Here is a 26,861-nt window from a genome sequence, read left to right on the forward strand (position 1 = left end):
GAATTATGAAGAAGAAAAATATTTTTAAGGGAGTTTTATTTGTTGGAATCGGAGCAAGTATATATGGGATGTTGGCCACATTCGTTAAACTTGCTTATCAGGATGGATATACAACATCGGAAGTTACCACCTCTCAATTTGTATTAGGGCTAGTTGGACTTTTAATTTTAAATCTTATTCAAACTGCAACATCTAAAAAGAACTTATCTACCCCAAATTCTAAAGAAGTAAGAAATCTAATGTTGGCAGGAACTTCATTGGGGTGTACAAGTTTATTTTATTATATCGCGGTTCAGTATATTAATGTTTCGGTAGCTATTGTTCTATTGATGCAGTCGGTGTGGTTCAGTGTGGTGGTTGAAAGTTTTATAACAAAAAAATTACCAAATGCTAGAAAAATAATATCTGTAATTATTGTTTTGCTGGGAACTGTTTTGGCTACGAATCTAATCAATTCAAAAATTGAGCTTGACTGGAAAGGTGTTTTCTGGGGATTGATGGCAGCCGCTTCATACACGCTGACTATGTTCACATCCAATACATTGGCAACGCATCTTCCGGTTTTTAGAAAGAGTTTTATTATGCTTTGTGGTGGTTCTGTGGTCATTTTTGCGTTTTTATTTTTCGCTCAGATCGGTCCTTTGCATATAAATGGACTGAAGTCGGTTTATTTAAACTTCACAGAAAATACACAACATATCCGGGCTTTTGATTATTCCATTCTTTGGAAATATGGTTTGGTTCTGTCATTATTTGGTACTATTATTCCTCCTGTTTTGTTTAATATAGGATTTCCAAATGCAGGTTTGGGATTGGGAAGTATTGTTTCATCATTAGAGCTTCCTGTTTCTGTAACGATGGCTTTTGTTTTACTGGGAGAAGAAGTAGTTTTCATTCAGTGGATTGGAATTGCACTCATTCTGTTTGCGATTGTTCTTATGAATTTACCTGCAAAAAAAGAGTATAAAGTCGCTGAATTATCTTAAAAAAATTATAATTAACACACTAAAAGCCGTTTCTTTAGAAGCGGTTTTTTAATTTTAATGTTTAATATGATTGACATGAAGAAATTTAAGAATATTATTGCTGTTTTAATGTTATCGATGGCTTCAAATTTCGCTTTTTCTCAGGTAAAATCTTTAGATGCTGAACTTACAAATTATGAATATCCTTATGAAGTTCATTTTCTAAATTTTAAATCTCAGAATAACGATTTGAAAATGGCATATATGGATGTAAAGCCAAAGACATCAAACGGAAAAACTATAATGCTTCTTCATGGTAAAAACTTTAACGGGGCATATTGGGAAAGAACAGCAAAAGATTTATCAGATAAAGGTTTTAGAGTAATCATTCCCGATCAGATAGGATTTGGAAAATCTTCAAAACCGCAAAGCTACCAGTTTTCATTTTCACAATTGGCAGAGAATACAAAAGTTATTTTAGATGAGCTGAAAATTGATAAGACTATTGTTTTAGGACATTCAATGGGAGGTATGGTAGCAGCGAGATTTACTTTGTTATATCCTGAAAGAGTCCAGAAACTTATCCTGGAAAATCCAATTGGATTAGAAGATTATAAAACTTTTGCAGCGTATCAGACGATAGATCAGGCATATCAATCGGAACTTAAAAATACGGCTGAAACCTATAAAAATTATCAGCTAAAATTCTATTATGATAATAAATGGAAAGCAGAATATCAACCATGGTTGGATTTGATTGCGGGCTGGACTTTGCATCCGGATTATCCAAAAGTAGCTTGGGATGCTGCCTTAACTTCGGATATGATCTACAATCAGCCGGTTTGTTATGAATTTAAAAATATCAAAACTCCGACTTTATTAATTATTGGAACAAGGGATAGAACGGCCATAGGAAAAGACAGGGCTCCGAAAGAGCTACAGTCAAAAATGGGACAATATCAGGAATTGGGAAAGAAAACCCAGCAGCAGATTGAAGGTTCCAAATTAGTTGAAATTGAAAATGTGGGACATCTCCCGCATATAGAGGTCTACGATAAATTCTGGAATGCGTTGTACGAGTTTATTAGATAGTAGAAAGCTTGAAGCTGAGTGTTGAAAGTTTGCAATATTTAAATAATATAACTTACAGAAAATAGCCATTCTCAAGATTCCCCTCCTCTGGAGGGATGGCGAAAATTTCAAAGAAATTTTTGACGGGGTGGCTAAAAACGAAATTTAAAATCAAACTGTTTTCTAAAATAAAAAGAAGCTCTCTAAAATAGAAAGCCTCTTTTCGTATGTATTGTTGTCTGAATTATTTCTTGTAAGGAACGTCTTTAATTCTAGCTTTTTTACCTCTAAGGTCTCTGAAGTAATAAATTCTAGATCTTCTAACTTTACCTCTTCTATCCACTTCAATTTTTTGTAAAGCTGGCATGTTGATAGGGAATACTCTCTCAACACCTACATCTCCACTCATTTTTCTGATAGTGAAAGTTTTTGTAGAACCAGTACCTCTTAATTGGATAACTGTTCCTTTGAAGAACTGAGTTCTTGTCTTTTGTCCTTCTTTAATTTCGTAATACACAGTAATGGTATCACCTGCTTTGAATTCAGGGAATTCTTTTTTCGCAATGTACTTATCTTGTACGTACTTTAATAAATCCATTATTAATAAATAAAATGTTAAAGCTAAGCAACTTACACGGTTATCGTCAGAGGTTGAATAACAGGATGCAAAAATATAACTTTTTTATATAAAAACCAATATCTTACATAATATTTTTCATAATATTTTAGGAAAGAGAAATGGGAATATTGTTTTACTTAATTTATCTTAATCCCTCAATTATCCTAATGGTTATAAAAATTTTTATTTTAGATGACTACATCATTGTGTCATTCCGACGAAGGAAGAATCTCATAATGTAGTAAAGCTTTATATATAATTACCTATTTTTTAAATATTGCTTTATATGAACTTGTTTTCGCGGTTTCACAAAAATGTTTAAATTTAGAACTGAAAATCTAATACTATAATAATGATAGATAAAAGAGTAAAAAATGCAAAAGAAGCGATTGAAGGAATTCAGGATGGAATGACTCTGATGTTGGGAGGATTTGGTCTTTGCGGAATTCCTGAAAATTCAATTAATGCATTGGTAGATAGTGATGTAAAAGATCTTACCTGCATTTCAAACAATGCAGGTGTTGATGATTTTGGATTAGGATTATTGCTTCATAAAAGACAGATCAAGAAGATGATTTCATCTTATGTAGGTGAAAATGCAGAATTTGAAAGACAAATGCTTTCCGGAGAATTAGATGTAGAATTGACCCCTCAAGGGACTTTAGCGGAAAAATGCAGAGCTGCTCAGGCAGGAATTCCAGCTTTCTATACACCTGCAGGTTACGGAACTGAAGTAGCTGAAGGAAAAGAAGTAAAAGAGTTCAAGGGAAAAACACATATTTTAGAACATGCTTACGAAGCGGATTTTTCAATTGTGAAAGCCTGGAAAGGAGATCACGCAGGAAATTTGATTTTCAAAGGTTCAGCAAGAAATTTTAACCATCCGATGGCTGGAGCAGGAAAAATTACCATTGCAGAAGTAGAAGAATTGGTAGAACCGGGAGAGCTGGATCCGAACCAGATTCACATTCCGGGAATTATGATCCAGAGAATCTTTCAGGGTGAGAAATTTGAAAAAAGAATCGAACAGAGAACGGTAAGAAAAAAGGATTAATATTTATTATACTTTTTTCTAAAAAATAAAATACCCCGAAATCAACTTCGGGGTATTTATTTATCCATACGTTGTCATTCTGACGAAGGAAAAATCTCTACATAATAATATAGATTCTTCATTTCGCTTTGTACCAATCAGAATGACAGAAGTATTATTGTTTATACTCCTGCCGTCAGTTTACGCTCTCCGATCTGCTGTCTCCACATCGCATAATACAATCCTTTTTCTTCAATAAGCTGTAAGTGAGAACCTGTTTCTATTACTTGCCCGCGCTCCAGAACATAAATTCTGTCCGCGTGCATGATTGTACTCAATCTATGTGCAATAAGAACGGTAATCTGTTCCTTTTCTTTTGAAATTTCTTTAATAGTTGTTGTAATTTCCTCTTCGGTGATACTGTCTAAAGCAGAAGTTGCTTCATCAAAAATAAGCAAATGGGGTTTTCTCAATAAAGCTCTTGCGATGGCAATTCTCTGTTTTTCACCGCCGCTCAATTTTAATCCGCCTTCACCGATTACTGTTTGTATCCCATTTTCAGCACGTTCTAAAAGAGCTGTACAGCTGGATTTTTTTAAAGCCAATTGAAGCTCTTCTTCCGTGGCTGTCGGATTTACAAACAAAAGATTTTCTTTTATGGTTCCTGCAAAAAGTTGGGTATCCTGTGTTACGAACCCGATTTGATTTCTCAATTCATCAAAATCAAATTCTTTTCCATTAATATGGTTATAAAAAATATTTCCTTCCTGAGGTCTGTACAAACCAACCAATAGTTTTACCAATGTACTTTTCCCGGAACCGCTTGGACCCACAAAAGCAATAGTTTCTCCATTTTTCACATCAAACGAAATAGAATTTAATGCCTTGTAATGAGCAGTCTGATGCTGAAAAGATACCTTTTGAAATTCCAGTTCCTCAATAGCACCAATTTTCTTTGGAGCTAAAGGTTTTGGTTCGATCTCTTTTTTCATGACCCTGTCGAAATTATTCAAAGAAGCCTGAGCTTCACGATAAGAAATGATAATATTCCCAATTTCCTGCATGGGCCCGAAAATAAAGAATCCATAAAACATTAGTGATAAATACTGTCCCGGAGTTACGACATTTTTAAAGATCAATAATAATAACGTGAATGTAATGGTTTGCTGTAAAAAATTAACCAAAGTTCCCTGTACAAAGCTTAATGAACGGATACTTTTTACCTTTCTTAATTCCAGATTCAGAATTTTATACGTATTGTTGTTCAAACGTTCCACTTCCTGATTGGTCAGTCCTAAACTTTTTACAATCTCAATATTTCTAAGACTTTCCGTCGTACTTCCTGCTAAATTAGTAGTTTCCGTTACAATATTTTTCTGAATGGTTTTAATTCTTTTGCTCAATAAATTGGTGACAACAGCAATAAGAACAATTCCTACCACATATACAGGCATAATCGTCCAGTGTAAACGAACCGCATATACCGAAACGAAAATAATACTTACCAAAATTCCGAAAAATACATTGATGAAATTATTGATAAACTTCACAGAATCCTCCCGGACTTTGGTGAGAATAGAAAGCGTTTCACCACTTCTCTGGTCTTCAAACTCCTGAAAAGGCAGTCTCATAGAATGCTTTAAACCGTCTGTAAATATTTTAGCTCCAAATTTCTGGATAATCACATTCACTACATAATCCTGAAATGCCTTTGCAATACGGCTTACCATCGCTGTTCCGACAAGCAATCCTAGAAAATAGAATACACCATGATAGATGTTGGTTCCGTAAAGATATTCGCTCAGGCTTCTTGGCAGGAGTTTTTCTTTATCGAAAAAGTTGGGATGGGTAACCAGTTTGTCTAATATATTTCCTGTAATAGCCGGAGCAAATAACGAAAATACCTGATTGATTGAAGCCAATAAAAGAGAGGCTATGATCAGCCATTTATATGGTTTTAAATAATTTAATAAAATTTTCATGCGTATAATTAAAAGCTTACAAATTTACAACAATTTGAAAAGCAAAATTTATCATAGGATAAGAAAAGAAACTATTTCGTAATTCTGAAAAAATGGCTAATTTGGCGGGATAAGATTATGCTATGCTAACTAAAGAACAAATTGCACAAAGAATTTCCAGAGAAGTAAAAGACGGATATTATGTAAATTTAGGAATCGGAATTCCAACATTGGTTGCCAACTATGTTCCGGACAATCTTTCTGTGGAGTTTCAGAGTGAAAACGGAGTATTGGGAATGGGGCCGTTTCCTTTTGAGGGAGAAGAAGATGCAGACATTATCAACGCTGGAAAACAAACGATTACTATTTTGGATGGAGGTTCATTTTTTGATTCAGCTTTCAGTTTCGGGATGATCAGAGCTCAAAAAGTAGATCTTACAATTCTTGGCGCTATGGAAGTTTCAGAAAACGGAGATATTGCCAACTGGAAAATTCCGGGAAAAATGGTAAAAGGAATGGGAGGGGCAATGGATTTGGTAGCTTCAGCAGAAAATATAATCGTTGCAATGATGCACGTGAATAAAGCAGGAGAAAGTAAAATCCTTAAAAAATGTACTTTGCCTTTAACAGGAGTAAACTGTGTGAAAAGAGTAGTGACTGAATTAGCTGTTTTAGACATTACACCTGCCGGATTTAAGCTTGTTGAAAGAGCTCCGGGAGTTTCAGTTGAACACATTATTCAATCTACAGAAGCTGATTTAATCATTGAAGGAGAAATTCCTGAAATGCAATTCTAAATAATAAAAAAGCCTTGTCATATCGACAAGGCTTTTTTATTTAAAGATTAATTATACCAGATTAAACAGATGCTTCGGCTGGGCTCAGCATGACACTGCTTAAAATTAATTATTTCAATATATAATGTGATTAGTATTAGAAATGTCATGCTGAGCGCAGTCGAAGCATCTTTGTTTCAAAGTAAAAAAATTACTTTCCATCCTGCGCTCCAAAAACCTTTTGCAGAACACTCGTCGTTCTCATAGCCGGTGTATTCCGGATTCCGCTTTCTTTCTCCGCAACCATTTTAAAAACCCCATTAATGGTTTCAGTGGTTACATAATCGTTAAGATCGGTGGTTACAGATTGTCCTGTTAGCGTGTTGTATTTTGAAATGATCCCTTTCCAGACACTGTCTGCACCGACTTTTCCGAGAGAAGCTTTCACCTTGGGTTGAAAAGCTGTAAAAAGTTGGCTTTGAGTTTTGGTTTGCAAATAATTGGTTGCCGCATTATCATTTCCCAGCAGAATATTTTTTGCGTCCGTAATGGTCATTGAAGTAATAGCTTTGGTAAAGATAGGAGCAGCCTCTGTTACGGCATCTTCCGCAGCTCTGTTGAGTAATTTTACCCCCTGATCGGCAAGACTTCCTAATCCTAAAGAACGAAGAGTAGTATCTACTTTTCTCAACTTTTCGGGCATTAAGATTTTTACGACTTCATTTTTCAAAAAACCATCAGTTACACCCAGTTTTTTTACTCCTTCATTCACACCCAGACTTAAAGCTTCCTTCAATCCTGATGAAATCTGAGTGGAAGTAAGGCTTCCCAGATTGATCGGAGAAGAAGTGGTGGAAGTGCTTTTAGGAGTTGTTGCTGAAGTTGTTGTTTTTACGGGTGTATTAAGGTCTATACCGGTATTATCTTTTACTGCAGATTTGATGGCATCTAAAATCTGTGCCTGGGTGGAAACTGAACATAATAACATTCCAGCCAATATAATTGTTTTTCTCATCGTTTATTTTTGCAAAATTAGATATTTATACTTTTAATAAGTTAAAAAGGATAGGTGAATTTCGGAAATTAAGTATATTCGCTGAAATCTTAAATCCCGTATTATGCTACGTTTTTTACTGGTATTTTCTGTATGTATTTCAAGCTTTATTTTTTCTCAAAAAAGACTGAATGTAATCCCTTATCCGCAAAAAGTTGAATTTTCGGAAGGAGAATTTATCATTCCGGAAACATTTATATTGGATGAATATCTTCCTAAAGAAGAAACAGAATACTTTAAGAAACATATTGATAAGGCATTTAAATTTAAATATGCAAAAAAGAAAAATGAAGTTCATTTAGTATACTCATTATATCCGCCAGCTTTATCACATTTACCAAAAAAGGATGAAGAAAAAAAAGAAAAATATACCATTTATATTTCTCCAAACCGTATTACCATAAATTCTTATACAAAACAGGGATATTTTCTGGCTCTTCAGACATTGCTCCAATTATTTGAACAGTATAAAGATTCAGGAAAAATTCCTGCCATGAAAATCGAAGACGAACCAAAGTTTGCCTGGCGTGGAATGCATCTCGATGTTTGCCGCCATTTCTTCACGGTGGAAGAAGTAAAGCTGTATATCGATTATCTGGCCATGTATAAGCTGAATACTTTTCACTGGCATTTAACGGACGATCAGGGTTGGAGAATTGAAATTAAAAAATATCCGAAGTTGACACAGATAGGTTCAAAACGTAAAGAATCCATGATTGGAGCGTATGTAGATAATACATTTGACGGAAAACCTTACGGTCCTTATTTTTATACGCAGGAACAAATTAAAGAGGTCGTAAAATATGCGGCAGAAAGACATATTACCGTTGTTCCCGAAATTGAAATGCCGGGTCATGCTTTGGCTGCATTATCGGCTTACCCTGAACTGGCCTGTACAAAAGGACCTTTCGAACCGGCTACCAAATGGGGCGTTTTTGATGATGTTTTCTGTCCGAAAGAGGAAACTTTTAAGTTTTTAGAAAATGTTTTGGATGAAGTAATGGCACTTTTCCCTTCACAATACATTCATGTCGGAGGTGATGAATGCCCGAAAACAAGATGGAAAGAATGTGCTCATTGTCAGGAATTGATTAAAAAGAATAATTTAAAAGATGAGCATGGCTTGCAGAGCTATTTTATCCAGAGAATTGAAAAATATATTAACTCAAAAGGGAGAAAAATTATCGGTTGGGATGAGATTTTAGAAGGTGGATTGGCACCCAACGCAGCTGTAATGAGCTGGACCGGAGTAAATGGAGGAATTGAAGCGGCAAAATCAGGACATTTTGCTGTAATGACACCTGGTTCTTACTGTTATTTTGATCATTATCAGGGAGATCCGGCTACGGAACCGAATGCTTTCGGAGGATTCACGCCATTAGATAAAGTATATTCTTACGATCCTATTCCGAATGAATTGAGCGCGGAACAGGCACAATTTATCAAAGGAGTTCAGGCTAATTTATGGACGGAATATATTTTAGACTTTAAGCAGGTTCAGTATATGATTTTTCCAAGACTGTTTGCGCTTTCTGAGGTAGGATGGGGAACTTCGGATCCTAAAAACTATAAAGAATTTGAGGCCAGAGTCATTAATCAGTTTAAAGTTTTGGATAAAATGGGCGTGAATTACGCAAAAAGCATCTACAATATTACCGGAAAAGTAACGGCTGCTAATAATGGGGTTTCTTACGAGCTATCAACATCACAAAATCCCAGCGGAATTCGATATACGTTGGACGGAACAGATCCAACGGTACATTCTCAGGAGTACAAAAGCCTTATTCCGGTTTCAAAATCTTTAACGATTAAATCTGCTTATTTTGAGAACGAGCAAATAAAAAGTGCGGTTTCTTCACAGGATTTTACAATTTCAAAAACGACAGGCAAAAAAATAACACTGGAACAGCAGCCAAGCGAAAATTATTCTTTCGGAGGAGCTTTCACTTTGGTTGACGGAATTATCGGAAATCAAAGACAGTTGGGGAAAACATGGCTGGGTTTTCAAGGAAAAGATGTTGTGGCGACTATTGACTTTGGTCAGAAAACCCAGTTTTCAGAAGTTTATTTTAACACGTTAGATAACAAAGGAAGCTGGATTCACTTTGCGAAATCGGCTCAGATTTTTATCTCTGATGACGGAACGAATTTTAAAATGATTAAAGAAATCGGAAAAGAAGAAATTCTGAATGCAAAAGGAAAGATTAAACTTACCTTAGGAACTCAGAACTCAAAATATATTAAAGTTAAAATAGAAAATTCAGGAATTATTCCGGCAGGAAATCCGGGAGCCGATTCAAAAGCCTGGCTTTTTGTTGATGAAATTGGCGTAAATTAGTAAGGAATTTAATAAGATTATGGAAAATACGGTTTTATCTTCAGAGTTTAATTCCTCTCCCGAACTGCTTGAGAAGCTCTATCAGTACGGAATCACCAAAACGTATCATGAAGGCGATATTATTTTAGATGAAAATTCCTCTATCCGTTCCATTCCTATTGTGATGAAAGGAATGATGAAGGTTATTCGTACCGAAGAAGACGGACGCGAAATTCTGTTGTACTATATCAAAGCCGGGGAAAGCTGCATTATGTCATTTCTTGGAGGAATGCACAATGAAAAAAGCATTGTGAAAGCGGAAGTGGAAGAAGACACAGAGATTCTGTTTTTACCCATAGATAAAGTTTCGCTGTTCATCAAAGAATATCCCGAATGGTTAGATTATATTTTCCGTCTTTACCATAAACGGTTCGAAGAATTGTTGGACATTATTAATGCAATCGCCTTCAAAAAAGTGGATGAAAGATTGCTGAATCTGCTTCATAAAAAATCAGAATTATCAAATTCGAGTACCATTATCATCACTCACGAACAATTGGCCAACGAATTGGGAACAGCCCGCGTCGTTGTTTCCAGATTACTGAAACAGCTGGAAGAAGAAGGAAAGTTGAAACTCGGTAGAAATAAAATTCAGCTTTTATTTTAGTTATGTAACAAAAGTAGCTGTACAGAAATAGTGGAATTTCCATTTTTGCTTTCAAATTGAAGGAAGTAAAAATGGAAATTTTTGGTTATATCGCATCGGTTTTAATTGGTGTTTCTTTAGGATTAATTGGCGGCGGAGGAAGTATTCTTACCGTTCCCGTTCTTGTCTATCTTTTTGGGATAGATGCATTACTGGCTACAGAATATTCGCTTTTTATTGTAGGAATAAGCAGTGTGGCCGGTTCAATAGCGTATTTTAAAAAAAGATTGGTGAATCTTAAAATCGCCGTAGTTTTTGGAATTCCATCTGTGATTTCCATTTTTCTCACCCGAAACTATCTTTTGCCTCTCATTCCGGATGAAGTTTTTACAATCAACAATCTGATAATTACCAAAGATATTTTCCTGTTGTTGATTTTTGCAGGATTAATGATGATAGCTTCCTACAAAATGATCCGAAAAGATGTACAGCAGCCGGATGAAAAGCAAGAAAATAAAAACAATACACTTTTAGCTGCAGGAGAAGGCTCTGTCGTTGGAGTTTTAACAGGACTAGTCGGAGCGGGAGGAGGATTTATGATTATTCCTGCATTGGTTAATCTTCTGAGAACTCCCATGAAAGTGGCAATTGGAACTTCGCTGGTGATTATCTCTTTAAACTCTCTGATCGGATTTTTTTCATCTATTCATGGTACATCCATTAATTGGAGATTTCTGCTATCCGTATCGGCGATTGCTGTTGTAGGAATCATAATAGGTTCCTATTTATCAAAGAAAATTGATGGGAAAAAGCTAAAACCGGCATTCGGATGGTTTATTTTGGTGATGGGAATTTATATCATCATTAAAGAAATTTTTCTGTAAAAATTCTTATGTAACAAAAGTAGCTGTGCAGGAAATGCTAAAAGGAGAAATTTGTACTCAACAAAACAAAATTTATTAAAAATGAAAATAGAACAGATTTATACAGGATGTTTAGCTCAGGGAGCTTATTATATTGTTTCTGATGGAGAAGCCGTTATTATTGACCCTTTAAGAGAGACAAAACCTTACCTTGACAGTTTGGAAAAAGATAAAGTGACGCTTAAATATATTTTTGAAACCCACTTTCATGCAGATTTCGTAAGCGGTCACGTCGATTTAAGTCAAAAAAAAGGAGCTCCTATTGTCTATGGACCAACCGCATCACCAGAATTTGAGGCGATTATTGCAAAAGATAATCAGGTTTTTGAAATTGGAAAAATTAAAATTAAAGTGTTGCATACTCCGGGACACACGCTGGAAAGTTCTTCTTTTTTGTTAATTGATGAAAATGGAAAAGAAACAGCATTATTCAGTGGAGATACTTTGTTTCTGGGAGATGTCGGCCGTCCCGATTTGGCTCAGAAAGCTGCGGATATGACTCAGGAAGAATTAGCGGGAATGCTTTATGACAGTTTATATAAAAAGATTCTGCCTTTGAATGATGATATTGTTGTCTATCCGGCTCATGGCGCAGGTTCGGCTTGTGGTAAAAATATGCAGAAAGAAACGGTAGACACATTGGGAAATCAGAAAAGAACCAATTATGCATTAAATCAAAAAGATAAGGAAAGTTTTATAAAGGCTGTAACTGACGGACTTTTGCCACCTCCTGCTTATTTTGGAATGAATGTAGCGATGAATAAAAAAGGATACGAGAGTTTTGATGAGGTTTTATCTCATGGCTCGAAAGCATTATCTCCCGATGAATTTGAAGAAACAGCAGAGTTTTCCGGAGCTTTGATTCTTGATGTAAGAGATAATCATGAATTTGCAAAAGGCTTTATTCCGCAATCCGTTAATATAGGATTGAATGGAGATTTCGCACCGTGGATAGGAGCCTTAATTGCAGATGTACAACAGCCGATTGTATTGGTGACGAATGAAAATGAGGAAGAAGAAACAATTACCAGACTGAGCAGAGTTGGATTTGATCATGTTTTAGGTTTCTTAAAAGGTGGTTTTGAAGCCTGGAAAGATAGCGGAAGAGAGATAGATTCGATTCACAGGATCTCAGCAAAACAGTTTGAAGATGAAATTAAAGACAAAACCGTAAAAATTATTGATGTAAGGAAAGAAAGCGAATACAACGCAGAACACATCGACGAGGCTTATAACAAACCTTTGGCATATATCAATGAATGGATCAGTCAGATTGATCCTGAAGAACATTTTTATCTGCACTGTGCAGGTGGATACAGAAGTATGATGGCGGCAAGCATTCTTCAGGCAAGAGGCTACCGAAATTTTACCGAAATTGAAGGAGGATTTAAAGCGATTGCCCAAACTGATATTCCTAAAAGTGATTTTGTATGTCAGACTAAGGTTTTTCCCTATATTAGTTAAAATGTGTGTTGCTTATAAAACATATTATTCATAAAAATAGAACGAGATAATGATAAATTTTGAACAACAGGATTATAAAAACCATTGGGAGAATGTATATGAAACCAAAAATCCAGATGAAGTAAGCTGGACACAAAAAATTCCCCAGACTTCTTTGGATCTTATAGAAGAGGTTTCGAAAGACAAATCTTCAAAAATCATAGACATTGGCGGTGGAGACAGCAACTTGACAGATTTTTTATTGAAAAAAGGGTTTGAAAACATTTCTGTGTTAGATATCTCTGCAAAAGCACTGAAAAAGGCAAAAGAAAGATTAGGAGCTCAAGCTGAAAATATAGATTGGATTACTACAAATATTACAGAATTTGAACCGCCAACAACGTATGATATCTGGCATGACAGGGCGGCTTTTCATTTTCTGACAACAGAAGAAGAAATAAAAAAATACGCAGAGATTGTAAAAAATGCAGTTTCTGATACATTGATTATCGGGACTTTCTCTGTAAATGGTCCGCAAAAATGCAGCGGTTTGCCCATTGTACAATATGATGAAGACCGTCTGAAAGCTATATTTTCTGAAAGCTTTGAGCTGGTAAAATCTTTTACAGAAGATCATATGACTCCGTTTAATACCGTTCAGAACTTTATTTTCTGTCAGTTCAAAAAGAAATAAATTAAAATAACTTATGCTTGATATTATAAAAGAACCTTGGCCTTGGTACGTTGCAGGTCCGTTGATAGGACTTACCGTTCCGATATTACTGATTTTAGGAAACAAATCTTTCGGGATCAGTTCGTCATTACGACATGTTTGTGCAGCCTGTATACCGGGAAATATTAATTTTTTTAAATACGATTGGAGAAAAGAAAGCTGGAATTTGTTCTTTGTCCTGGGAATATTCTTTGGAGGAATGATTTCTGCCTATTTTCTGGTGAATCCCGGAGAAATTATCGTAAATCCAAAGCTTAAAGTCGAATTAGCAGGCTATGGAATCACAGATTACAGCAATCTTGTTCCCACCCAGTTAATGAATTTTAAAAGCTTATTGACTTTAAAAGGCTTTATAACCATGGTTGTTGGAGGATTTTTAGTAGGCTTTGGAACCCGTTATGCAGGCGGATGTACAAGTGGTCATGCGATTATGGGACTTTCCAATCTGCAGTGGCCGTCTTTAGTGGCAACAATTTGTTTTATGATCGGTGGTTTTTTTGTGGCCAATGTCGTGTTGCCGATTATTCTTTCACTCTAAAAAAATAAGCAATGAAAAATAATAATGCAGTTTGTAGTAACGAAATTACTGTCCAAAGTAAATGGTACTATAATCTTAAATACCTCTTGGTAGGAATTTTATTTGGGATTGTTTTTGTAAAAGCTGAAATCATCAGTTGGTTCAGAATTCAGGAAATGTTCCGTTTACAGTCTTTCCATATGTATGGAGTCATTGGTAGTGCTGTGTTAACAGGAATGATTTCCGTATGGCTGATTAAAAAGTTTAAGATAAAAACCCTTGATGGAGAGCCGATTACAATAGCGCCTAAAAAGTTTAATAAAGGACAAATTTATGGAGGATTGATCTTCGGCTTCGGCTGGGCAATTACCGGAGCTTGTCCGGGACCACTTTTCGCTCAGATCGGAACAGGAGCTTTCGCAGTGATCATTACTTTATTAAGTGCGATTTTCGGAACTTGGATATATGGATACTTTAGAGATAAATTACCTCATTAAAAAATATTGTTAGATAAATATCAGAAAGGCTGCAGAAAATAATCTGCAGCTTTTTTTGCTTTTATGCTAACGTGAAAATTCCTAATTTGTGATCCAAATAAATCAAACATGCAGAGTAGAAGAAAATTCATAAAAAGATCCGCAGCAGCTTCCTTGGCATTAGCCATGAATCCGCTGGATCTTATGGCTAAAGAATTTCCCGAAAATAATAAAACAGTCAATAAACCGATCGTACTTTCCACATGGAATTTTGGTTTAAAAGCTAACGAAGAAGCCTGGACCATTCTTGGAAAAGGAGGTCATGCTCTAGATGCGGTTGAAAAAGGAGTTCGCCTAGTTGAAAATGATCCGACTGAAAGAAGTGTCGGGTACGGAGGACGTCCAGATAGGGACGGGAGAGTAACGCTGGATGCCTGTATTATGGATGAAAACTACAATATTGGTTCAGTGGCCTGCCTGGAAAATATTAAAAATCCGATTTCTGTAGCAAGAGCGGTAATGGAAAAGACACCACACGTAATGTTGGTAGGTGACGGAGCATTACAATTCGCCGTTTCCCAAGGATTTAAAAAAGAAAATATTCTAACCCCTGAATCCGAAAAAGAATGGAAAGAATGGCTGAAAGAAAGCAAATATAAACCCATTGTAAACATTGAAAACCACGATACCATCGGAATGATTGCACTGGATGCAGACGGAAACCTTTCAGGAGCGTGTACAACCAGCGGAATGGCTTTTAAAATGCATGGAAGAGTAGGAGATTCACCTATTATCGGAGCCGGATTATTTGTTGATAATGAAGTGGGAGCTGCAACAGCAACGGGTCACGGTGAAGAAGTGATCAGAACGGTAGGAACTCATTTGGTGGTTGAGCTGATGAGACAGGGCCGAAGTCCGCAGCAAGCCTGTAAAGAAGCGGTTGAAAGAATTGTGAAGATTACTCAGAGAAGAAACAAAAATCTTAAAGATATTCAGGTGGGTTTTATAGCAATTAATAAAAAAGGAGAATACGGATCCTATTGTATTCAGGATGGATTTAACTTTGCCGTGTATGACCAGAAAGGAAACCGTCTGGAAAAACCTGAATTCGCTTTAAAATAAAATTAAAATAATAGATTGATTTAATGATAAAATATGCAATTGTTGCTTCTTTATTTCTAATGATTGGTTGTAAAGATGTTAAAAAAACGGATGAAAATATTACTTCTGTAACAGAAAATAAAGAAGTAGCCAATAGTAAAGGTGAAGCCGAAGCCGCGAAAAACTGGTTGAAAAGTAGTATTGTGAAATATTTTAAGGCAGATCTTGATCAGCAGAAAATAATGCAGGAGATTACGACGAAAGACTACTATGAATACAAAACGGATGCAACAAACGTAGACATGAATGTGGATGGAAGTCTCAGTTTAAAAGATTTCCAGCAAAAATGGGGAAATAAATACAATACAAAATATGCCGGAATAAACACAGGATTTCTGATCTCCGCACAGGACTGGACAAATATTGAGGTTAAAAAATGCGAATTGGATGCTATTTCAGGAGATGAAGCGTTCGTATTTGATGTTGAATTAGTAGATAATGGATCCAAAGAAGTTTTTAAACGTAAAATAGGGGTTGTCAAAAAAGACAATAAATTTTTGATCGCAGATGTTATTGAGAAAGATTAAACTGAACAAAAAATGTCAAAAATAGAAATAGCATGCTTTAATCCTGAATCCGCAATCATTGCTTTTGAAAACGGAGCAGACCGAATAGAACTGTGTGACGGGTTAAGCGAAGGCGGAACAACTCCCGATTTTGAAACAGCAAAATTACTGAGAGAGAAAATTAACATTCCGATTTTTGTGATGATCCGGCCACGTGGTGGAGATTTCACCTACTCTGATGAGGAATTTGCGCAAATGAAATCAGAATTGATTCAATTAAAAACGTTAAATGTAGATGGTTTTGTATTCGGAATTTTAGATGAAAATGAGGAGATAAATATAGTGCAGAATAAGGAATTGGTTGAACTGGCAAAACCATACTCATGTACTTTTCATCGTGCTTTTGATCGTGCAAAAGGCTTAGAAGATTCTTTAGAAAAAGTAATAGATTGTGGTTTTAAAACAATCCTGAGTTCCGGTCAGAAACCAAATGTTTCAGAAGGAAAAGAAAACCTGAAAAAATTGGTTGAATTATCCAACGGAAGAATCGAAATTCTGGTAGGAGGCGGACTTCGTTCTTCCAATATTGAAGAATTAAGAGAATTTACCAAAGCCAAGTATTTTCATTCCTCTGCGATTACCGATGGTGGTGCTTTTGCAAATCCTGATGAGGTGGTTGCTTTGAAAAGTAAGTAAATTTATTAAAAAATATTCATAAAGTTTGTCATTCTGAATGTAGCGAAGCGAAATGAAGAATCTCACTTGATATTCTTAAAACTTCACTATAAACTTAATATTAAATATAGTAAAGATTCTTCCTTTGTCAGAATGACAAACACCACATTTAATTCCAATATAAATCAAAATCTATTGATGAACAAAACCTTACTTTTTTCCTTTCTTTTCATACAAACTCTATTATTTGCTCAATTTTCCGAGCGAAACCTCTTATCAGAAAAATGGCAGTTCAAAAACTCCAAAGAAAATAAATGGCTCACGGCCTCCGTGCCGGGAACGGTTCATTTAGATTTAATGAATAATAAAGTGATTCCGGACCCTTATAAAGATGAAAATGAAAAAAAAGTTCAGTGGGTAGAAAATGAAGACTGGGAATATCAGACATCATTTATGATTTCCTCTAAAGAATTAGTCAATCAGAATATCGACTTGATCTTTAATGGATTGGATACTTTTTCTGAGATTTATTTAAACGGAAAATTAGTACAGTTGACAGATAATATGTTCAGAAAATGGACGATTCCTGTAAAGCAAAACTTAAAAATAGGGGAAAATATTTTACTGATTAGATTTAAATCTGCTGTAAATGTTGGAAAAGAATTGGCCCAAAAAGTTTCTTTTACAACGCCTGAATCTCCAAGAAGTTATGTAAGAAAGGCCCAATATCAGTTCGGATGGGATTGGGGACCAAGATTGGTAACTGCCGGAATCTGGAAAGAGGTACAATTAAATTTCTGGAACCAGGCAAAACTTGAAAATGTAAAAATTGAACAAAAAGCTTTGACCGGACAAAAAGCAGATTTAAATATTCATGCTGAGATTTTTGCTGAAAAAGAAGGAAAGTACAGCATTTCAATCAATAATAAATCTCAAAATATTACTTTAAAATCAGGAGTAAATATAATTTCAGTTCCTTTCCAGATTCAAAATCCAAAACTATGGCAACCCAACGGTTGGGGCGATCCGAATTTATATCCGTTAAAAATTTCATTACAAAAAGATTCAAAAACCATTGCAGAAAAGTCTGAACGAATTGGATTAAGAACAGTAGAACTGATCCAGGAAAAAGATGAAAAAGGAAAATCTTTTTATTTTAAAGTGAATGGAAATGCAATGTATGCAAAAGGGACAAACTGGATTCCTTCAGACAGCTTTACCCCAAGAATAACAAAAGAAAAGTATCAGAAACTGATCAAAGATTGTAAAGAGGCCAACATGAATATGATTCGAGTATGGGGAGGCGGAATTTATGAAGATGATGAATTTTTCAAAGCCTGTGATGAAAACGGGATATTGGTTTGGCAGGATTTTATGTTTGCAGGAAGTTTTTACCCTTCGGATGAGAATTTCCAAAAGAATGTTGAGATGGAAGTCAAAGATCAGATAGAAAGACTTCAGAACCATCCGTCATTAGCGTTGTGGTGTGGAAATAATGAAGTGGATGAAGCGATCGTAAACTGGGGATATCAAAAACAATTCAAGTACTCAAAAGAAGATTCACTGCAGGTTTGGAAAGATTATAAAACAATTTTTCATGAAGTAATTCCAAATGCTATTAAAAAATATGCAACAACTGATAAGCAAATTTACTGGCCAAGCTCACCGTCAATCGGTTGGGGACACAAAGAGAGTTTAACGGAAGGTGACTCTCATTACTGGGGAGTTTGGTGGGGAGAACAGCCGTTTGAAATTTATAATGAAAAAGTTCCAAGATTTGCTTCAGAATATGGCTTTCAGGGAATGCCCACATTAGAAACTACGAAATCTATGTTTTCCGGAGATCCGGATTTACGTTTGCAAAACGGAACAGTAAAAGCACACGAAAAACATTCGCGAGGTTGGGAAATCATCGATAATTATATGAAACGTGATTATCATATTCCAACAGATTTCGTAAAATATAATTATGTTTCCCAGTTGCTTCAAGCTCGCGGAATGCAAATTGCCATTGAAGCCCACCGTCGGGCTAAACCTTACAATATGGGAACTCTGTATTGGCAGCTGAATGATTGCTGGCCGGTGGTTTCATGGTCTTCAATTGACTATTTAGGGAATTGGAAGGCATTGCATTATCAAGTAAAAAGAAGTTTTGAAAATCAGGTAATTTTAACAGAAGAAAAAGATGGGGTTTTAAACTTTTATGCAATTAATGATGAGCTTAAAAAATTTGAAGATGTATCATTAATTGTTTATGCTAAAAAATTTAATGGTGATATTATAGTAAGAAGAAGAACAGATTGTAAGAGGAGAGTTTTGAATGGGATCTTAAAATTAGCATCTCCCAAAACTTCATTTTTTATTTCCGGATCAGAAAGAGATAATTCTTTTTTAAACTTAATTTTAGTTGATAAAAAGGGTAATAAAATTGCAGAATCAAATCATTTCTTTACTAAACCAAAAGATTTAAAGCTGACAAAGCCTACTATTAAAATCAAGAAAATTTCCTCGACAGAAATCGAAGTTTCCACCGATGTTCTAGCAAAAGATGTTTGTTTAATGGGAGACACGCATTTCAGTGATAATTTCTTCGACTTACTTCCGAAAACGTCAAAAAGAATTACGCTTTCAAAACCTTTGGAAAAAGTTGAGGTAATGAGTTTATTTGATACAATGAACTAAAAAAGAATATACATTCTGACGAAGGAAGAATCTCTTTTGATTATATTTGAAAAAGATTCTTCACTCCGCTTTGCTACATTCAGAATGACAGAGACACAATTGCTATTCGTTGAATAAAATAAAGCAGCAACAATTCAAAAAAATCTTCGAAAACTTCATGCTAAAAAAGAATTCAGCCGTAAATTCGTAGCATATCTTTCAGCTATGGCGAATTTTGTTCTGATTGCGGTGTGCATTATGGCAGGAATGGTTCTAAAAGCCACAAAAACCATTCATCCCGATGCGCATAAAGGCATCAATACCTGGATCCTTTATTTGGCGCTTCCTGCAGTTTCGTTCAAATATCTGCCGAAAGTTCACTGGACGACAGAAATGCTTTTTCCGATTGTAGCTACTTTTCTGACCTCTGTGTTCTGCTTTTTCTTTATGATGTTTTACAGCAAAAGCAAAGGATACTCCAGGCGTTCAAGAAGTACGCTGGAATTGATAAGCGGATACAGTAATACTTCCTTCATAGGATTTCCTCTTGTTTCTGCTTTCTATGGAGAAAGTCTGCTGAGTATTGCGATTATTTGTGATCAGACGATGTTTTTCTCTCTTTCCACATTAGGAATTATTGCAGCTTTAAAGGGTGGAAGTCAGTCAGGAAAAATAAGTGCAACGTTCATTCTGAAAAGATTAGTTATCTTTCCGCCTTTAGTAGGCTGTATCGCTGCATTGGTATTATCAAGGTTTATAGATTTTACTTTGGCAGAACCGTTTTTTGATAAGCTTGCCGCTACAGTAAGTCCGCTGGCTTTATTTTCAGTGGGACTGCAATTGAAATTCAACGGCTGGAAAAAACTGATTCCTCAAATGTCCACTTCCATGTTTTATAAATTGATTCTCGCTCCCGCAATTACTTTTGGATTGGCTCTAATATTGGGAATAAAAGGAAATATAGCTAAAATCACCATTTTTGAATCTGCAATGCCGACGGTTCTTACTTCAAGCATTATTGCAGAACAGTTCAGATTGAATACAAAACTGACCAATTTAACGATCGGTTTTAGCATTATTGTTGGGCTTTTTACCTCTGTGATTTGGTATACTATTATTGACAGGTTCTTTTAATTCAGTTCAAAATCATGAGCAGAATAGAATCTGATATTATGTTGATAAATAGAAATTTTTGCAGTTCACAAAAGAAAAAATTAATTTTACACTTTAAATATTTCTCTTGAACTACGCCCAAATTGTTTTACCATTAAATTTAAAAGGATCTTTTACCTACAAAGTTCCTGAAGAATTATTATCTGAAATACAGACAGGAATGAGAGTTTTAGTTCCGTTTGGTGGCAAAAAGATCTATACAGGGATTGTTTTCGAGCTTCACGACAATGCTCCGGAAAGTTTTGTAGCCAAAGAAGTCATCAGTATTTTAGATGATCACCCGATTGTTCCGAAAGAGCAGATCAGCTTTTGGGGATGGCTTTCAGAGTATTATTTATGCGGTTTAGGTGAAATTTACCGTTTTGCATTTCCTTCATCTCTGAAGCTGGAAAGTGAAACTTATTTAAAACTAAAGCCTAATGTAACCGTTGATTTTGAAAATCTGGATGTCAATGAAATGTATCTTATCCAGGCATTGGAAGTTAGACAGCTGATTAATTTAACGGATATTGAAGCTTTTATTCCTAAAAAAGATATTATCAGGACGATCAACTCATTGATTGATCTGCAATACATTGAGATTGATGAAAAAATCGCTGAAAAATATAAAGCAAAGGAAGTTGCCTACGTTAAAATTAATGATGAGGTTTTAAAAAATCAGAATCTTACAGAAACTATTTTAAGTTTAAAGAGGGCCCAGAAACAAAAAGATCTTTTTCTGCATATTTTAGAGAAACAGACTGAAAATCCGGATACACCCATTAAAAAATCTGATTTGTTTGAAGACGGCTATTTCGGAAGTTCTCATTTCAAAGCTTTGGCAGATAAAAATCTGGTTGAAGAATATTATATGCAAAGGGACAGGATCGAAAGCTATGAAGGTGAAATTGAAGCGATCGAAGAGCTTTCTGAATCTCAGAAATTGGCTAAAGCAGAAATTGATGAAGCTTTTGAAGAAGGAAAGAATGTTTTGCTTCACGGAGTGACTTCCTCAGGAAAAACGCATATTTATTTAGAAAAAATTGAAGAATGCATCAATGAAGGAAAAAACGTTCTGTTTTTACTTCCCGAGATTTCTTTAACCAAGCAGATTACCCAAAGATTAGAAAAAAAATACGGTCGACAGCTCGGATTTTATCATCAGAAACTTACCGATTTTGAACGGGTGGAAGTCTGGAGAAGAATCAGGCAGAATGATATTAAAATCCTTGTTGGGACAAGAAATGCTTTGTTTCTGCCTTTCCAGAATTTAGGTTTGATTGTTGTGGATGAAGAACATGATTCCGCTTACAGGCCTCGTGAAGTATCACCTTATTTCAATGCAAAAGATTCGGCGCTGGTTTTAGGAAGTTTTTATGATGCTCATGTGATTCTGGGCTCTGCAACACCGTCTGTTGAAAGCTACTATAATGCAAGAAAAGACCGCATAAAATATGTGTTTCTTGAAGAACGTTTTGGAAAGGTAACCCTTCCCGAGTACGAATTAATTAACTTTAAAGAAGCCCAGGATTCTAAAAAGGTTTCCGGAAATTTTTCTTTGAGATTAATTGATGAATTAAAAAGAACAGTAGAAGAAAAAAATCAAGCGATTGTGCTCCATAACCGTCGCGGATATGCCAATGTCATAGAATGTGAAAGTTGCGGATATGTCAATTACTGCTCAAACTGTGATGTGGTAATGACCTATCATAAAGCGGCGAATGAAATGAAATGCCATTACTGTGGTCAGAGAGCTTCCAAACCGAAAACCTGCCCGAAATGTCATTCTGAAAACCTGAATGAAAGAGGAGTGGGCGTTGAGCAGATTCATGAAGAGGTCTCTAAACTTTTTCCGGAAAATGAAGTCGACAGGATGGATGTGGATTCAATGCGGAAGAAATTTGCTTACGAGAAATTATATGAAAAAATTGAAGACGGCGAAACCGATATTGTTGTCGGAACTCAGATGATCTCCAAAGGACTGGATTTTGATCATATTGAGTTGGTAGCCATTCCTAAAGCAGATTCTTTATTGTATGTTCAGGATTTCAGAGCAGAGGAAAGAGCGTATCAACTCATCACGCAGGTTTCCGGCAGAGCGGGAAGAGTTTCCGGGAAAGGAAAAATCTTAATTCAGACTTTTAATCCGGATCATTCTGTTTTTCAATTAATTAAAATGAATAATCCTGCAAAGGTTTATAAATATATTCTCACCGAACGTCAGAAATTTCATTATCCGCCTTTTACCAAGCTGATCATGATTGAGCTTAAACATCGGAGAGAAGATAAAGTGAATCGTGCCTCTCAGTTTTTAGGTTCTGTTTTAAGAAAATATCTTCCTGAAGATTGTGTTTTAGGACCGGAAAAATCTCAAATTGCAAGACTCAACAATTTATACCAGTTTCAGATTCTCCTCAAACTTCCAAGAGGGAAAAATTATGAAAAGTTTAAAAAACTGGTTTTGTTAAGTTTAAAAGAATTTGATGAAATCACTGCTTATCAAAGCATCAAAAAAGACGTTTTTGTTGATTTTTAACAAACTTTAACAAATTTTATAACGTTTTATTATACCTTAAAGATCTGATTAATAGCAATAATTTCTACATTTGATCGTTGCTTATATGTTTGGTTGTGCTTTTGGATTTAACTCTGGTTATTCTGTGCCATCCAAATAGAGTAATAAAAAGAAAAATTAGATGGTAAATTTCAGAAAATATATTTCAGGTATTACGGTATTAGCTTCTGGTTTATTCCTCGCTCAATCTACCGTTTCTACGGTTCTTTTTTCCCCCACATACGATAGTCAGAAACCCAGTTTGAATCTGCCTTCTCCTGCGGTGGCAATTGAGAAAACAATTCTTTCGCCAAAAGAACTGATAGATGTTAATCTAAATACAATGATAACGGATCCTGTGCTGAAAAACGCAAACTGGGGATTCGTGGTATATGATCCTAAAACCAAAAAGATCATTTCTTCTTATAATGAAAATATGCCTTTAGTTCCGGCTTCCACTACAAAATTACTTACTACAGAGACTGCTCTGAATTTGTTGGGAGAAAACTACCGTTGGATGACACAGCTTGAATATTCTGGCCAGGTGGATGAAAACGGGGTTCTGAACGGGAATTTGTATATTATAGGAAGCGGAGATCCTTCTTTAGGAACTAATAAAGCGGGAGCATTATCTTACAGAGATATCATTTCAGATTTTGTAAGCGGGCTTTCACGTGAGGGAATAAAAAAAGTAAATGGTGATATTATCATTCAGACAGCGCTTTTCAAAGGTAATATTTCAAGACTTCCGGAAAATGTTGTATGGTTGGAAAATAACAATTATTATTTGCCGGTAGGTGCAACCCGCGAGATCAGTCCTGCGAACGAAAAATTGATTGTAAAAAAGAATACTTTATCAGCAACAGATAAAAAATTCTTCTACGTTTCTCCCTATGCCAATCAGATGGTACATGCAGAAAAGTATGAAGGAGACGGAGCGCTGACTACAAAATTACCGGATGCCCCGGCTTATCTTGCCAATACATTCAGAGCAACTTTAGTGAAAAGCGGAATTGCTGTGACAGGAAAAGTAACGCCAAAAATGACGGATGCATCTCCGGAAACCAGAAAATTGGTTTCTGCTTATAAATCTCCTACACTGGCGGATATTATTTATTATACCAATCAGCATAGTGATAATTCGCTTGCAGAAGCATTGCTGAAAACGGTAGGCTTTTTCAAGAAAGGAGATCAGACGAGTGAAAGTGGAAGAATTGTGGTAAAAGATCACCTGAAAGATATTGCTTTTGATGCAGAAGGATTAAATTATATGGACGGAAGCGGATTATCAAGAAGCAATACGGTGACCCCAATTGCCCAGGCAAAATATCTTACTTCTTTAATGAATGAAAAGTATTATGGTGCTTATCTGACCTCATTACCGATTGGCGGACAATCCGGAACATTAAAAAGAATGTTTAATTTCACTGGGAACGGACAGGTTTTTGCTAAAACAGGAACTTTGAATAAGGTGAAAACACTGGCAGGTTATATCAAGACCAATTCAGGAAGAACTTTGGTATTCTCGCTTTTGGTAAATAACTATGCGGGTTCAGTAGATATGGTGAAAAAGAGAATGGAGAAAATTATAGAACCTACTTTGGAACTTTAACATATCCGCAATCATAAATATAAAAACCTTTTAATCTTTGATTAGAAGGTTTTTTTTATCTTTGATTTATAATTATTTATAATGAAACACTTCTATATTCTGATGCTAAGTATTTTTACTTTTCAACAGATTTCTGCGCAGAATGAAAATATTGAAATGAAATCTTTCCGGACAAAGGAAATGAAATCATTTACCAATAAAATGATCGCTTACAATACCAATCCCAATACCCTGAACTACGATCTTCAGTACCAGAGAATGGATGTGAACCTGGATCCTTCGGTATATATGATTTCGGGATCGGTAACTTCTCATTTTAAACCGAATCAGAGTATGAGTAATATATACTTTGATCTTTCCAATACTTTGACGGTTTCTCAGGTAACCTACCATAATCAGAGTCTTACCTTTCAGCAGCTGACGACAAAAGAAGTGAAAATTGATTTTCCGACTTCACTTCCTGCGAATGTGCTGGATTCTCTTACCATTCAATATTCCGGAACTCCGCCAACGGCGAACAGCGCTTTTTCAACGGGATCGCAGGGCGGATCACCGATTCTTTCTACTTTGAGCGAGCCTTATGGAGCGCAAGACTGGTTTCCGACCAAGCAAAGTATGAATGATAAAATCGAGCAGTTTGATTTTAAGATAACAACACCCTCTCAGTATAATGTTGCTGCAAACGGCTTGCTGATGTCTGAAACTATACTTCCGAACTCAAAAAAACTGACGTTCTGGAGAACCATGTATCCAACTGCGGCATACCTTATTGCGCTTTCAATTACCAATTATGTCAAGATTACTGATACGATGGGAACTCCGCCATTTCCATTTATTAATTATGTTTATCCATCTACAGCCAATAATACTACCAGTATGGCTAATATCAACTGGACCAAACAGATCATGAGTACTTTTGAAACCTATTTCGGGCCTTATCCTTTTAGAAATGAAAAATACGGGCATATGGAGTTTGAATATGGAGGAGGAATGGAACATCAGACCATGTCATCAATGGGAGGTTGGGATAGAAGTCTTATCGCGCATGAGTTGACTCATCAATGGTTTGGAGATAAGGTAACTTGCGGAGCTTGGAATGATATATGGCTTAATGAAGGATTTGCCACTTTCGGAGCGCATTTGGCCAATGAAAAACTGCTGATGACCAATACGGAATTTATGAATTTCTTGTTATCGGAAAAAAACTATATCACGAGTCTTCCTGATGGAAGTGTATATGTAGCTGATGCTAATTTAAATAATATCAATGCTATTTTCAACGGAAGATTGTCTTATTCCAAAGGTGGATATGTGGTGAGAATGATAAAATGGATTCTGGGGGAAACCGCTTTTTATCAGGCTTTAAAGGATTATCACGCAAGACCGGCTTTAGCTTACAATTATGTAAGGACCGTTGATCTTAAAAACTCTATTTTGCAGTCTACAGGAAAAGACCTTACAGAATTTTTCAACGACTGGATTTATGGGCAAGGTTATCCGACTTATGATATCCGATGGAAGCAGACAGGCAATCAGATTACTTTCAAAGCTTCACAGACTCAAAGTAATTCTTCCGTAAGTTTTTATGAAATGCCTTTACCTATAAAAGTAACGGGAACCGGAGGACAAGTTGCCTATTTTGCTTTAGATAACACCGTGAATAACCAATATTTTACACAGGCAGTAGCTTTCCCTGTAAGCACGGTAGAGTTCAATTACGAATATCAGATCATTGAGAAAAATTCAACGGTAACGCAGGATAATACTTTGAGTACCTCAGATTTTAGTAAGGATGAATTTGCACTATATCCAAATCCTGCAAAAAACGTGATCAATATAAAAGGAGTTGAAAAAGCTACAGATTTCGCCATCTATTTTATTGATGGAAAATTAGTAAGAAAAGAGGTATATCAACCTGGAAAAGCCATTAATATTTCAGAATTGATTCCCGGAACTTATATATTTAAAATAAAAGATAAGAACATAAAATTTTTAAAGAAATAAAA

General features: G+C 35.6%; 22 protein-coding genes. 19 read left to right on the top strand and 3 right to left on the bottom strand.

Annotation, left to right across the window (positions count from 1 at the left end; genetic code table 11):
- Window positions 1–5: 5 nt before the first annotated feature.
- Together P0Y62_00495 and P0Y62_00500 are read left to right on the top strand one after the other, a co-directional pair.
- Window positions 6–986: a DMT family transporter gene (locus tag P0Y62_00495; GenBank protein WEK70031.1), complete on the top strand. Its 981-nt coding sequence runs from the start codon at window positions 6–8 to the stop codon at window positions 984–986.
- Between the two features lie 75 nt (window positions 987–1,061).
- Entirely contained in the window at window positions 1,062–2,057 is a 996-nt protein-coding gene (locus P0Y62_00500; GenBank protein ID WEK70032.1) for an alpha/beta hydrolase, read from the top strand.
- 223 nt (window positions 2,058–2,280) lie between these two features.
- Here P0Y62_00500 and rplS read toward each other — a convergent pair whose 3' ends face one another.
- A complete protein-coding gene (gene rplS / locus P0Y62_00505; protein ID WEK70033.1) occupies window positions 2,281–2,634 on the bottom strand; it encodes a 50S ribosomal protein L19 in 354 nt (117 codons plus the stop codon).
- A gap of 373 nt (window positions 2,635–3,007) precedes the next feature.
- Here rplS and P0Y62_00510 point away from each other — a divergent pair, with 373 nt between their 5' ends.
- Window positions 3,008–3,709, top strand: a complete 702-nt coding sequence (locus P0Y62_00510) for a CoA transferase subunit A (protein ID WEK70034.1) — start codon at window positions 3,008–3,010, stop codon at window positions 3,707–3,709.
- Window positions 3,710–3,870: 161 nt separating this feature from the next.
- Here P0Y62_00510 and P0Y62_00515 read toward each other — a convergent pair whose 3' ends face one another.
- On the bottom strand, window positions 3,871–5,670 hold the full coding sequence (locus tag P0Y62_00515; GenBank protein WEK70035.1) for an ABC transporter ATP-binding protein: 1,800 nt from the start codon (window positions 5,668–5,670) through the stop codon (window positions 3,871–3,873).
- Between the two features lie 122 nt (window positions 5,671–5,792).
- Between P0Y62_00515 and P0Y62_00520 the strand changes: the two genes are divergently transcribed.
- The gene (locus P0Y62_00520; GenBank protein WEK70036.1) at window positions 5,793–6,446 is read left to right on the top strand and encodes a CoA transferase subunit B; all 654 of its coding nucleotides are present in this window, start codon (window positions 5,793–5,795) and stop codon (window positions 6,444–6,446) included.
- Window positions 6,447–6,636: 190 nt separating this feature from the next.
- Here the strand turns inward: P0Y62_00520 and P0Y62_00525 are convergent, their stop codons facing one another.
- Window positions 6,637–7,440 (bottom strand): DUF4197 domain-containing protein, encoded by an 804-nt coding sequence (locus P0Y62_00525; protein ID WEK70037.1) that lies wholly within the window; start codon window positions 7,438–7,440, stop codon window positions 6,637–6,639.
- 103 nt (window positions 7,441–7,543) lie between these two features.
- On the opposite strand from P0Y62_00525, the gene P0Y62_00530 reads away from it, so the two are divergent.
- From P0Y62_00530 to P0Y62_00600, 15 genes are all read left to right on the top strand, one after another.
- Entirely contained in the window at window positions 7,544–9,817 is a 2,274-nt protein-coding gene (locus P0Y62_00530) for a family 20 glycosylhydrolase (GenBank protein ID WEK70038.1), read from the top strand.
- 19 nt (window positions 9,818–9,836) lie between these two features.
- Window positions 9,837–10,463 carry a Crp/Fnr family transcriptional regulator gene (locus P0Y62_00535; GenBank protein ID WEK70039.1) on the top strand — a complete coding sequence of 209 codons (627 nt, stop codon included), beginning with the start codon at window positions 9,837–9,839 and terminating at the stop codon, window positions 10,461–10,463.
- A gap of 71 nt (window positions 10,464–10,534) precedes the next feature.
- The gene (locus P0Y62_00540) at window positions 10,535–11,326 is read left to right on the top strand and encodes a sulfite exporter TauE/SafE family protein (protein ID WEK70040.1); all 792 of its coding nucleotides are present in this window, start codon (window positions 10,535–10,537) and stop codon (window positions 11,324–11,326) included.
- Between the two features lie 81 nt (window positions 11,327–11,407).
- The gene (locus P0Y62_00545) at window positions 11,408–12,829 is read left to right on the top strand and encodes an MBL fold metallo-hydrolase (protein WEK70041.1); all 1,422 of its coding nucleotides are present in this window, start codon (window positions 11,408–11,410) and stop codon (window positions 12,827–12,829) included.
- Window positions 12,830–12,878: 49 nt separating this feature from the next.
- Window positions 12,879–13,502, top strand: coding sequence for a class I SAM-dependent methyltransferase (locus tag P0Y62_00550; protein WEK70042.1), 624 nt, complete (start codon window positions 12,879–12,881; stop codon window positions 13,500–13,502).
- A gap of 13 nt (window positions 13,503–13,515) precedes the next feature.
- Window positions 13,516–14,079 carry a YeeE/YedE thiosulfate transporter family protein gene (locus tag P0Y62_00555; protein WEK70043.1) on the top strand — a complete coding sequence of 188 codons (564 nt, stop codon included), beginning with the start codon at window positions 13,516–13,518 and terminating at the stop codon, window positions 14,077–14,079.
- 11 nt (window positions 14,080–14,090) lie between these two features.
- Window positions 14,091–14,555: a YeeE/YedE thiosulfate transporter family protein gene (locus tag P0Y62_00560; protein ID WEK70044.1), complete on the top strand. Its 465-nt coding sequence runs from the start codon at window positions 14,091–14,093 to the stop codon at window positions 14,553–14,555.
- Between the two features lie 108 nt (window positions 14,556–14,663).
- The gene (locus P0Y62_00565) at window positions 14,664–15,656 is read left to right on the top strand and encodes a N(4)-(beta-N-acetylglucosaminyl)-L-asparaginase (protein WEK70045.1); all 993 of its coding nucleotides are present in this window, start codon (window positions 14,664–14,666) and stop codon (window positions 15,654–15,656) included.
- A 23-nt stretch (window positions 15,657–15,679) separates the two neighbouring features.
- Window positions 15,680–16,222, top strand: coding sequence for a hypothetical protein (locus P0Y62_00570; GenBank protein WEK70046.1), 543 nt, complete (start codon window positions 15,680–15,682; stop codon window positions 16,220–16,222).
- 12 nt (window positions 16,223–16,234) lie between these two features.
- Window positions 16,235–16,897: a copper homeostasis protein CutC gene (locus tag P0Y62_00575; protein ID WEK70047.1), complete on the top strand. Its 663-nt coding sequence runs from the start codon at window positions 16,235–16,237 to the stop codon at window positions 16,895–16,897.
- A gap of 177 nt (window positions 16,898–17,074) precedes the next feature.
- Window positions 17,075–19,558, top strand: coding sequence for a glycoside hydrolase family 2 protein (locus P0Y62_00580; GenBank protein ID WEK70048.1), 2,484 nt, complete (start codon window positions 17,075–17,077; stop codon window positions 19,556–19,558).
- 204 nt (window positions 19,559–19,762) lie between these two features.
- Complete coding sequence (locus tag P0Y62_00585; protein WEK70049.1) at window positions 19,763–20,671, top strand: AEC family transporter; 909 nt, start codon at window positions 19,763–19,765, stop codon at window positions 20,669–20,671.
- A gap of 106 nt (window positions 20,672–20,777) precedes the next feature.
- Window positions 20,778–23,225, top strand: a complete 2,448-nt coding sequence (gene priA / locus P0Y62_00590; protein WEK70050.1) for a primosomal protein N' — start codon at window positions 20,778–20,780, stop codon at window positions 23,223–23,225.
- A gap of 160 nt (window positions 23,226–23,385) precedes the next feature.
- Window positions 23,386–24,855: a D-alanyl-D-alanine carboxypeptidase/D-alanyl-D-alanine-endopeptidase gene (gene dacB / locus P0Y62_00595; GenBank protein ID WEK70051.1), complete on the top strand. Its 1,470-nt coding sequence runs from the start codon at window positions 23,386–23,388 to the stop codon at window positions 24,853–24,855.
- An 81-nt stretch (window positions 24,856–24,936) separates the two neighbouring features.
- Window positions 24,937–26,859 carry a M1 family aminopeptidase gene (locus P0Y62_00600; protein ID WEK70052.1) on the top strand — a complete coding sequence of 641 codons (1,923 nt, stop codon included), beginning with the start codon at window positions 24,937–24,939 and terminating at the stop codon, window positions 26,857–26,859.
- Window positions 26,860–26,861 lie beyond the last annotated feature (2 nt).

Source organism: Candidatus Chryseobacterium colombiense, assembly GCA_029203185.1.
GTDB lineage: Bacteria > Bacteroidota > Bacteroidia > Flavobacteriales > Weeksellaceae > Chryseobacterium > Chryseobacterium colombiense.

Coding starts and splice junctions, on each gene's coding strand:
- P0Y62_00495 (WEK70031.1), top strand. CDS start 6: ATGAAGAAGAAAAATATTTTTAAGGGAGTTTTATTTGTTGGAATCGGA.
- P0Y62_00500 (WEK70032.1), top strand. CDS start 1,062: ATGAAGAAATTTAAGAATATTATTGCTGTTTTAATGTTATCGATGGCT.
- rplS (WEK70033.1), bottom strand. CDS start 2,634: ATGGATTTATTAAAGTACGTACAAGATAAGTACATTGCGAAAAAAGAA.
- P0Y62_00510 (WEK70034.1), top strand. CDS start 3,008: ATGATAGATAAAAGAGTAAAAAATGCAAAAGAAGCGATTGAAGGAATT.
- P0Y62_00515 (WEK70035.1), bottom strand. CDS start 5,670: ATGAAAATTTTATTAAATTATTTAAAACCATATAAATGGCTGATCATA.
- P0Y62_00520 (WEK70036.1), top strand. CDS start 5,793: ATGCTAACTAAAGAACAAATTGCACAAAGAATTTCCAGAGAAGTAAAA.
- P0Y62_00525 (WEK70037.1), bottom strand. CDS start 7,440: ATGAGAAAAACAATTATATTGGCTGGAATGTTATTATGTTCAGTTTCC.
- P0Y62_00530 (WEK70038.1), top strand. CDS start 7,544: ATGCTACGTTTTTTACTGGTATTTTCTGTATGTATTTCAAGCTTTATT.
- P0Y62_00535 (WEK70039.1), top strand. CDS start 9,837: ATGGAAAATACGGTTTTATCTTCAGAGTTTAATTCCTCTCCCGAACTG.
- P0Y62_00540 (WEK70040.1), top strand. CDS start 10,535: ATGGAAATTTTTGGTTATATCGCATCGGTTTTAATTGGTGTTTCTTTA.
- P0Y62_00545 (WEK70041.1), top strand. CDS start 11,408: ATGAAAATAGAACAGATTTATACAGGATGTTTAGCTCAGGGAGCTTAT.
- P0Y62_00550 (WEK70042.1), top strand. CDS start 12,879: ATGATAAATTTTGAACAACAGGATTATAAAAACCATTGGGAGAATGTA.
- P0Y62_00555 (WEK70043.1), top strand. CDS start 13,516: ATGCTTGATATTATAAAAGAACCTTGGCCTTGGTACGTTGCAGGTCCG.
- P0Y62_00560 (WEK70044.1), top strand. CDS start 14,091: ATGAAAAATAATAATGCAGTTTGTAGTAACGAAATTACTGTCCAAAGT.
- P0Y62_00565 (WEK70045.1), top strand. CDS start 14,664: ATGCAGAGTAGAAGAAAATTCATAAAAAGATCCGCAGCAGCTTCCTTG.
- P0Y62_00570 (WEK70046.1), top strand. CDS start 15,680: ATGATAAAATATGCAATTGTTGCTTCTTTATTTCTAATGATTGGTTGT.
- P0Y62_00575 (WEK70047.1), top strand. CDS start 16,235: ATGTCAAAAATAGAAATAGCATGCTTTAATCCTGAATCCGCAATCATT.
- P0Y62_00580 (WEK70048.1), top strand. CDS start 17,075: ATGAACAAAACCTTACTTTTTTCCTTTCTTTTCATACAAACTCTATTA.
- P0Y62_00585 (WEK70049.1), top strand. CDS start 19,763: ATGGCGAATTTTGTTCTGATTGCGGTGTGCATTATGGCAGGAATGGTT.
- dacB (WEK70051.1), top strand. CDS start 23,386: ATGGTAAATTTCAGAAAATATATTTCAGGTATTACGGTATTAGCTTCT.
- P0Y62_00600 (WEK70052.1), top strand. CDS start 24,937: ATGAAACACTTCTATATTCTGATGCTAAGTATTTTTACTTTTCAACAG.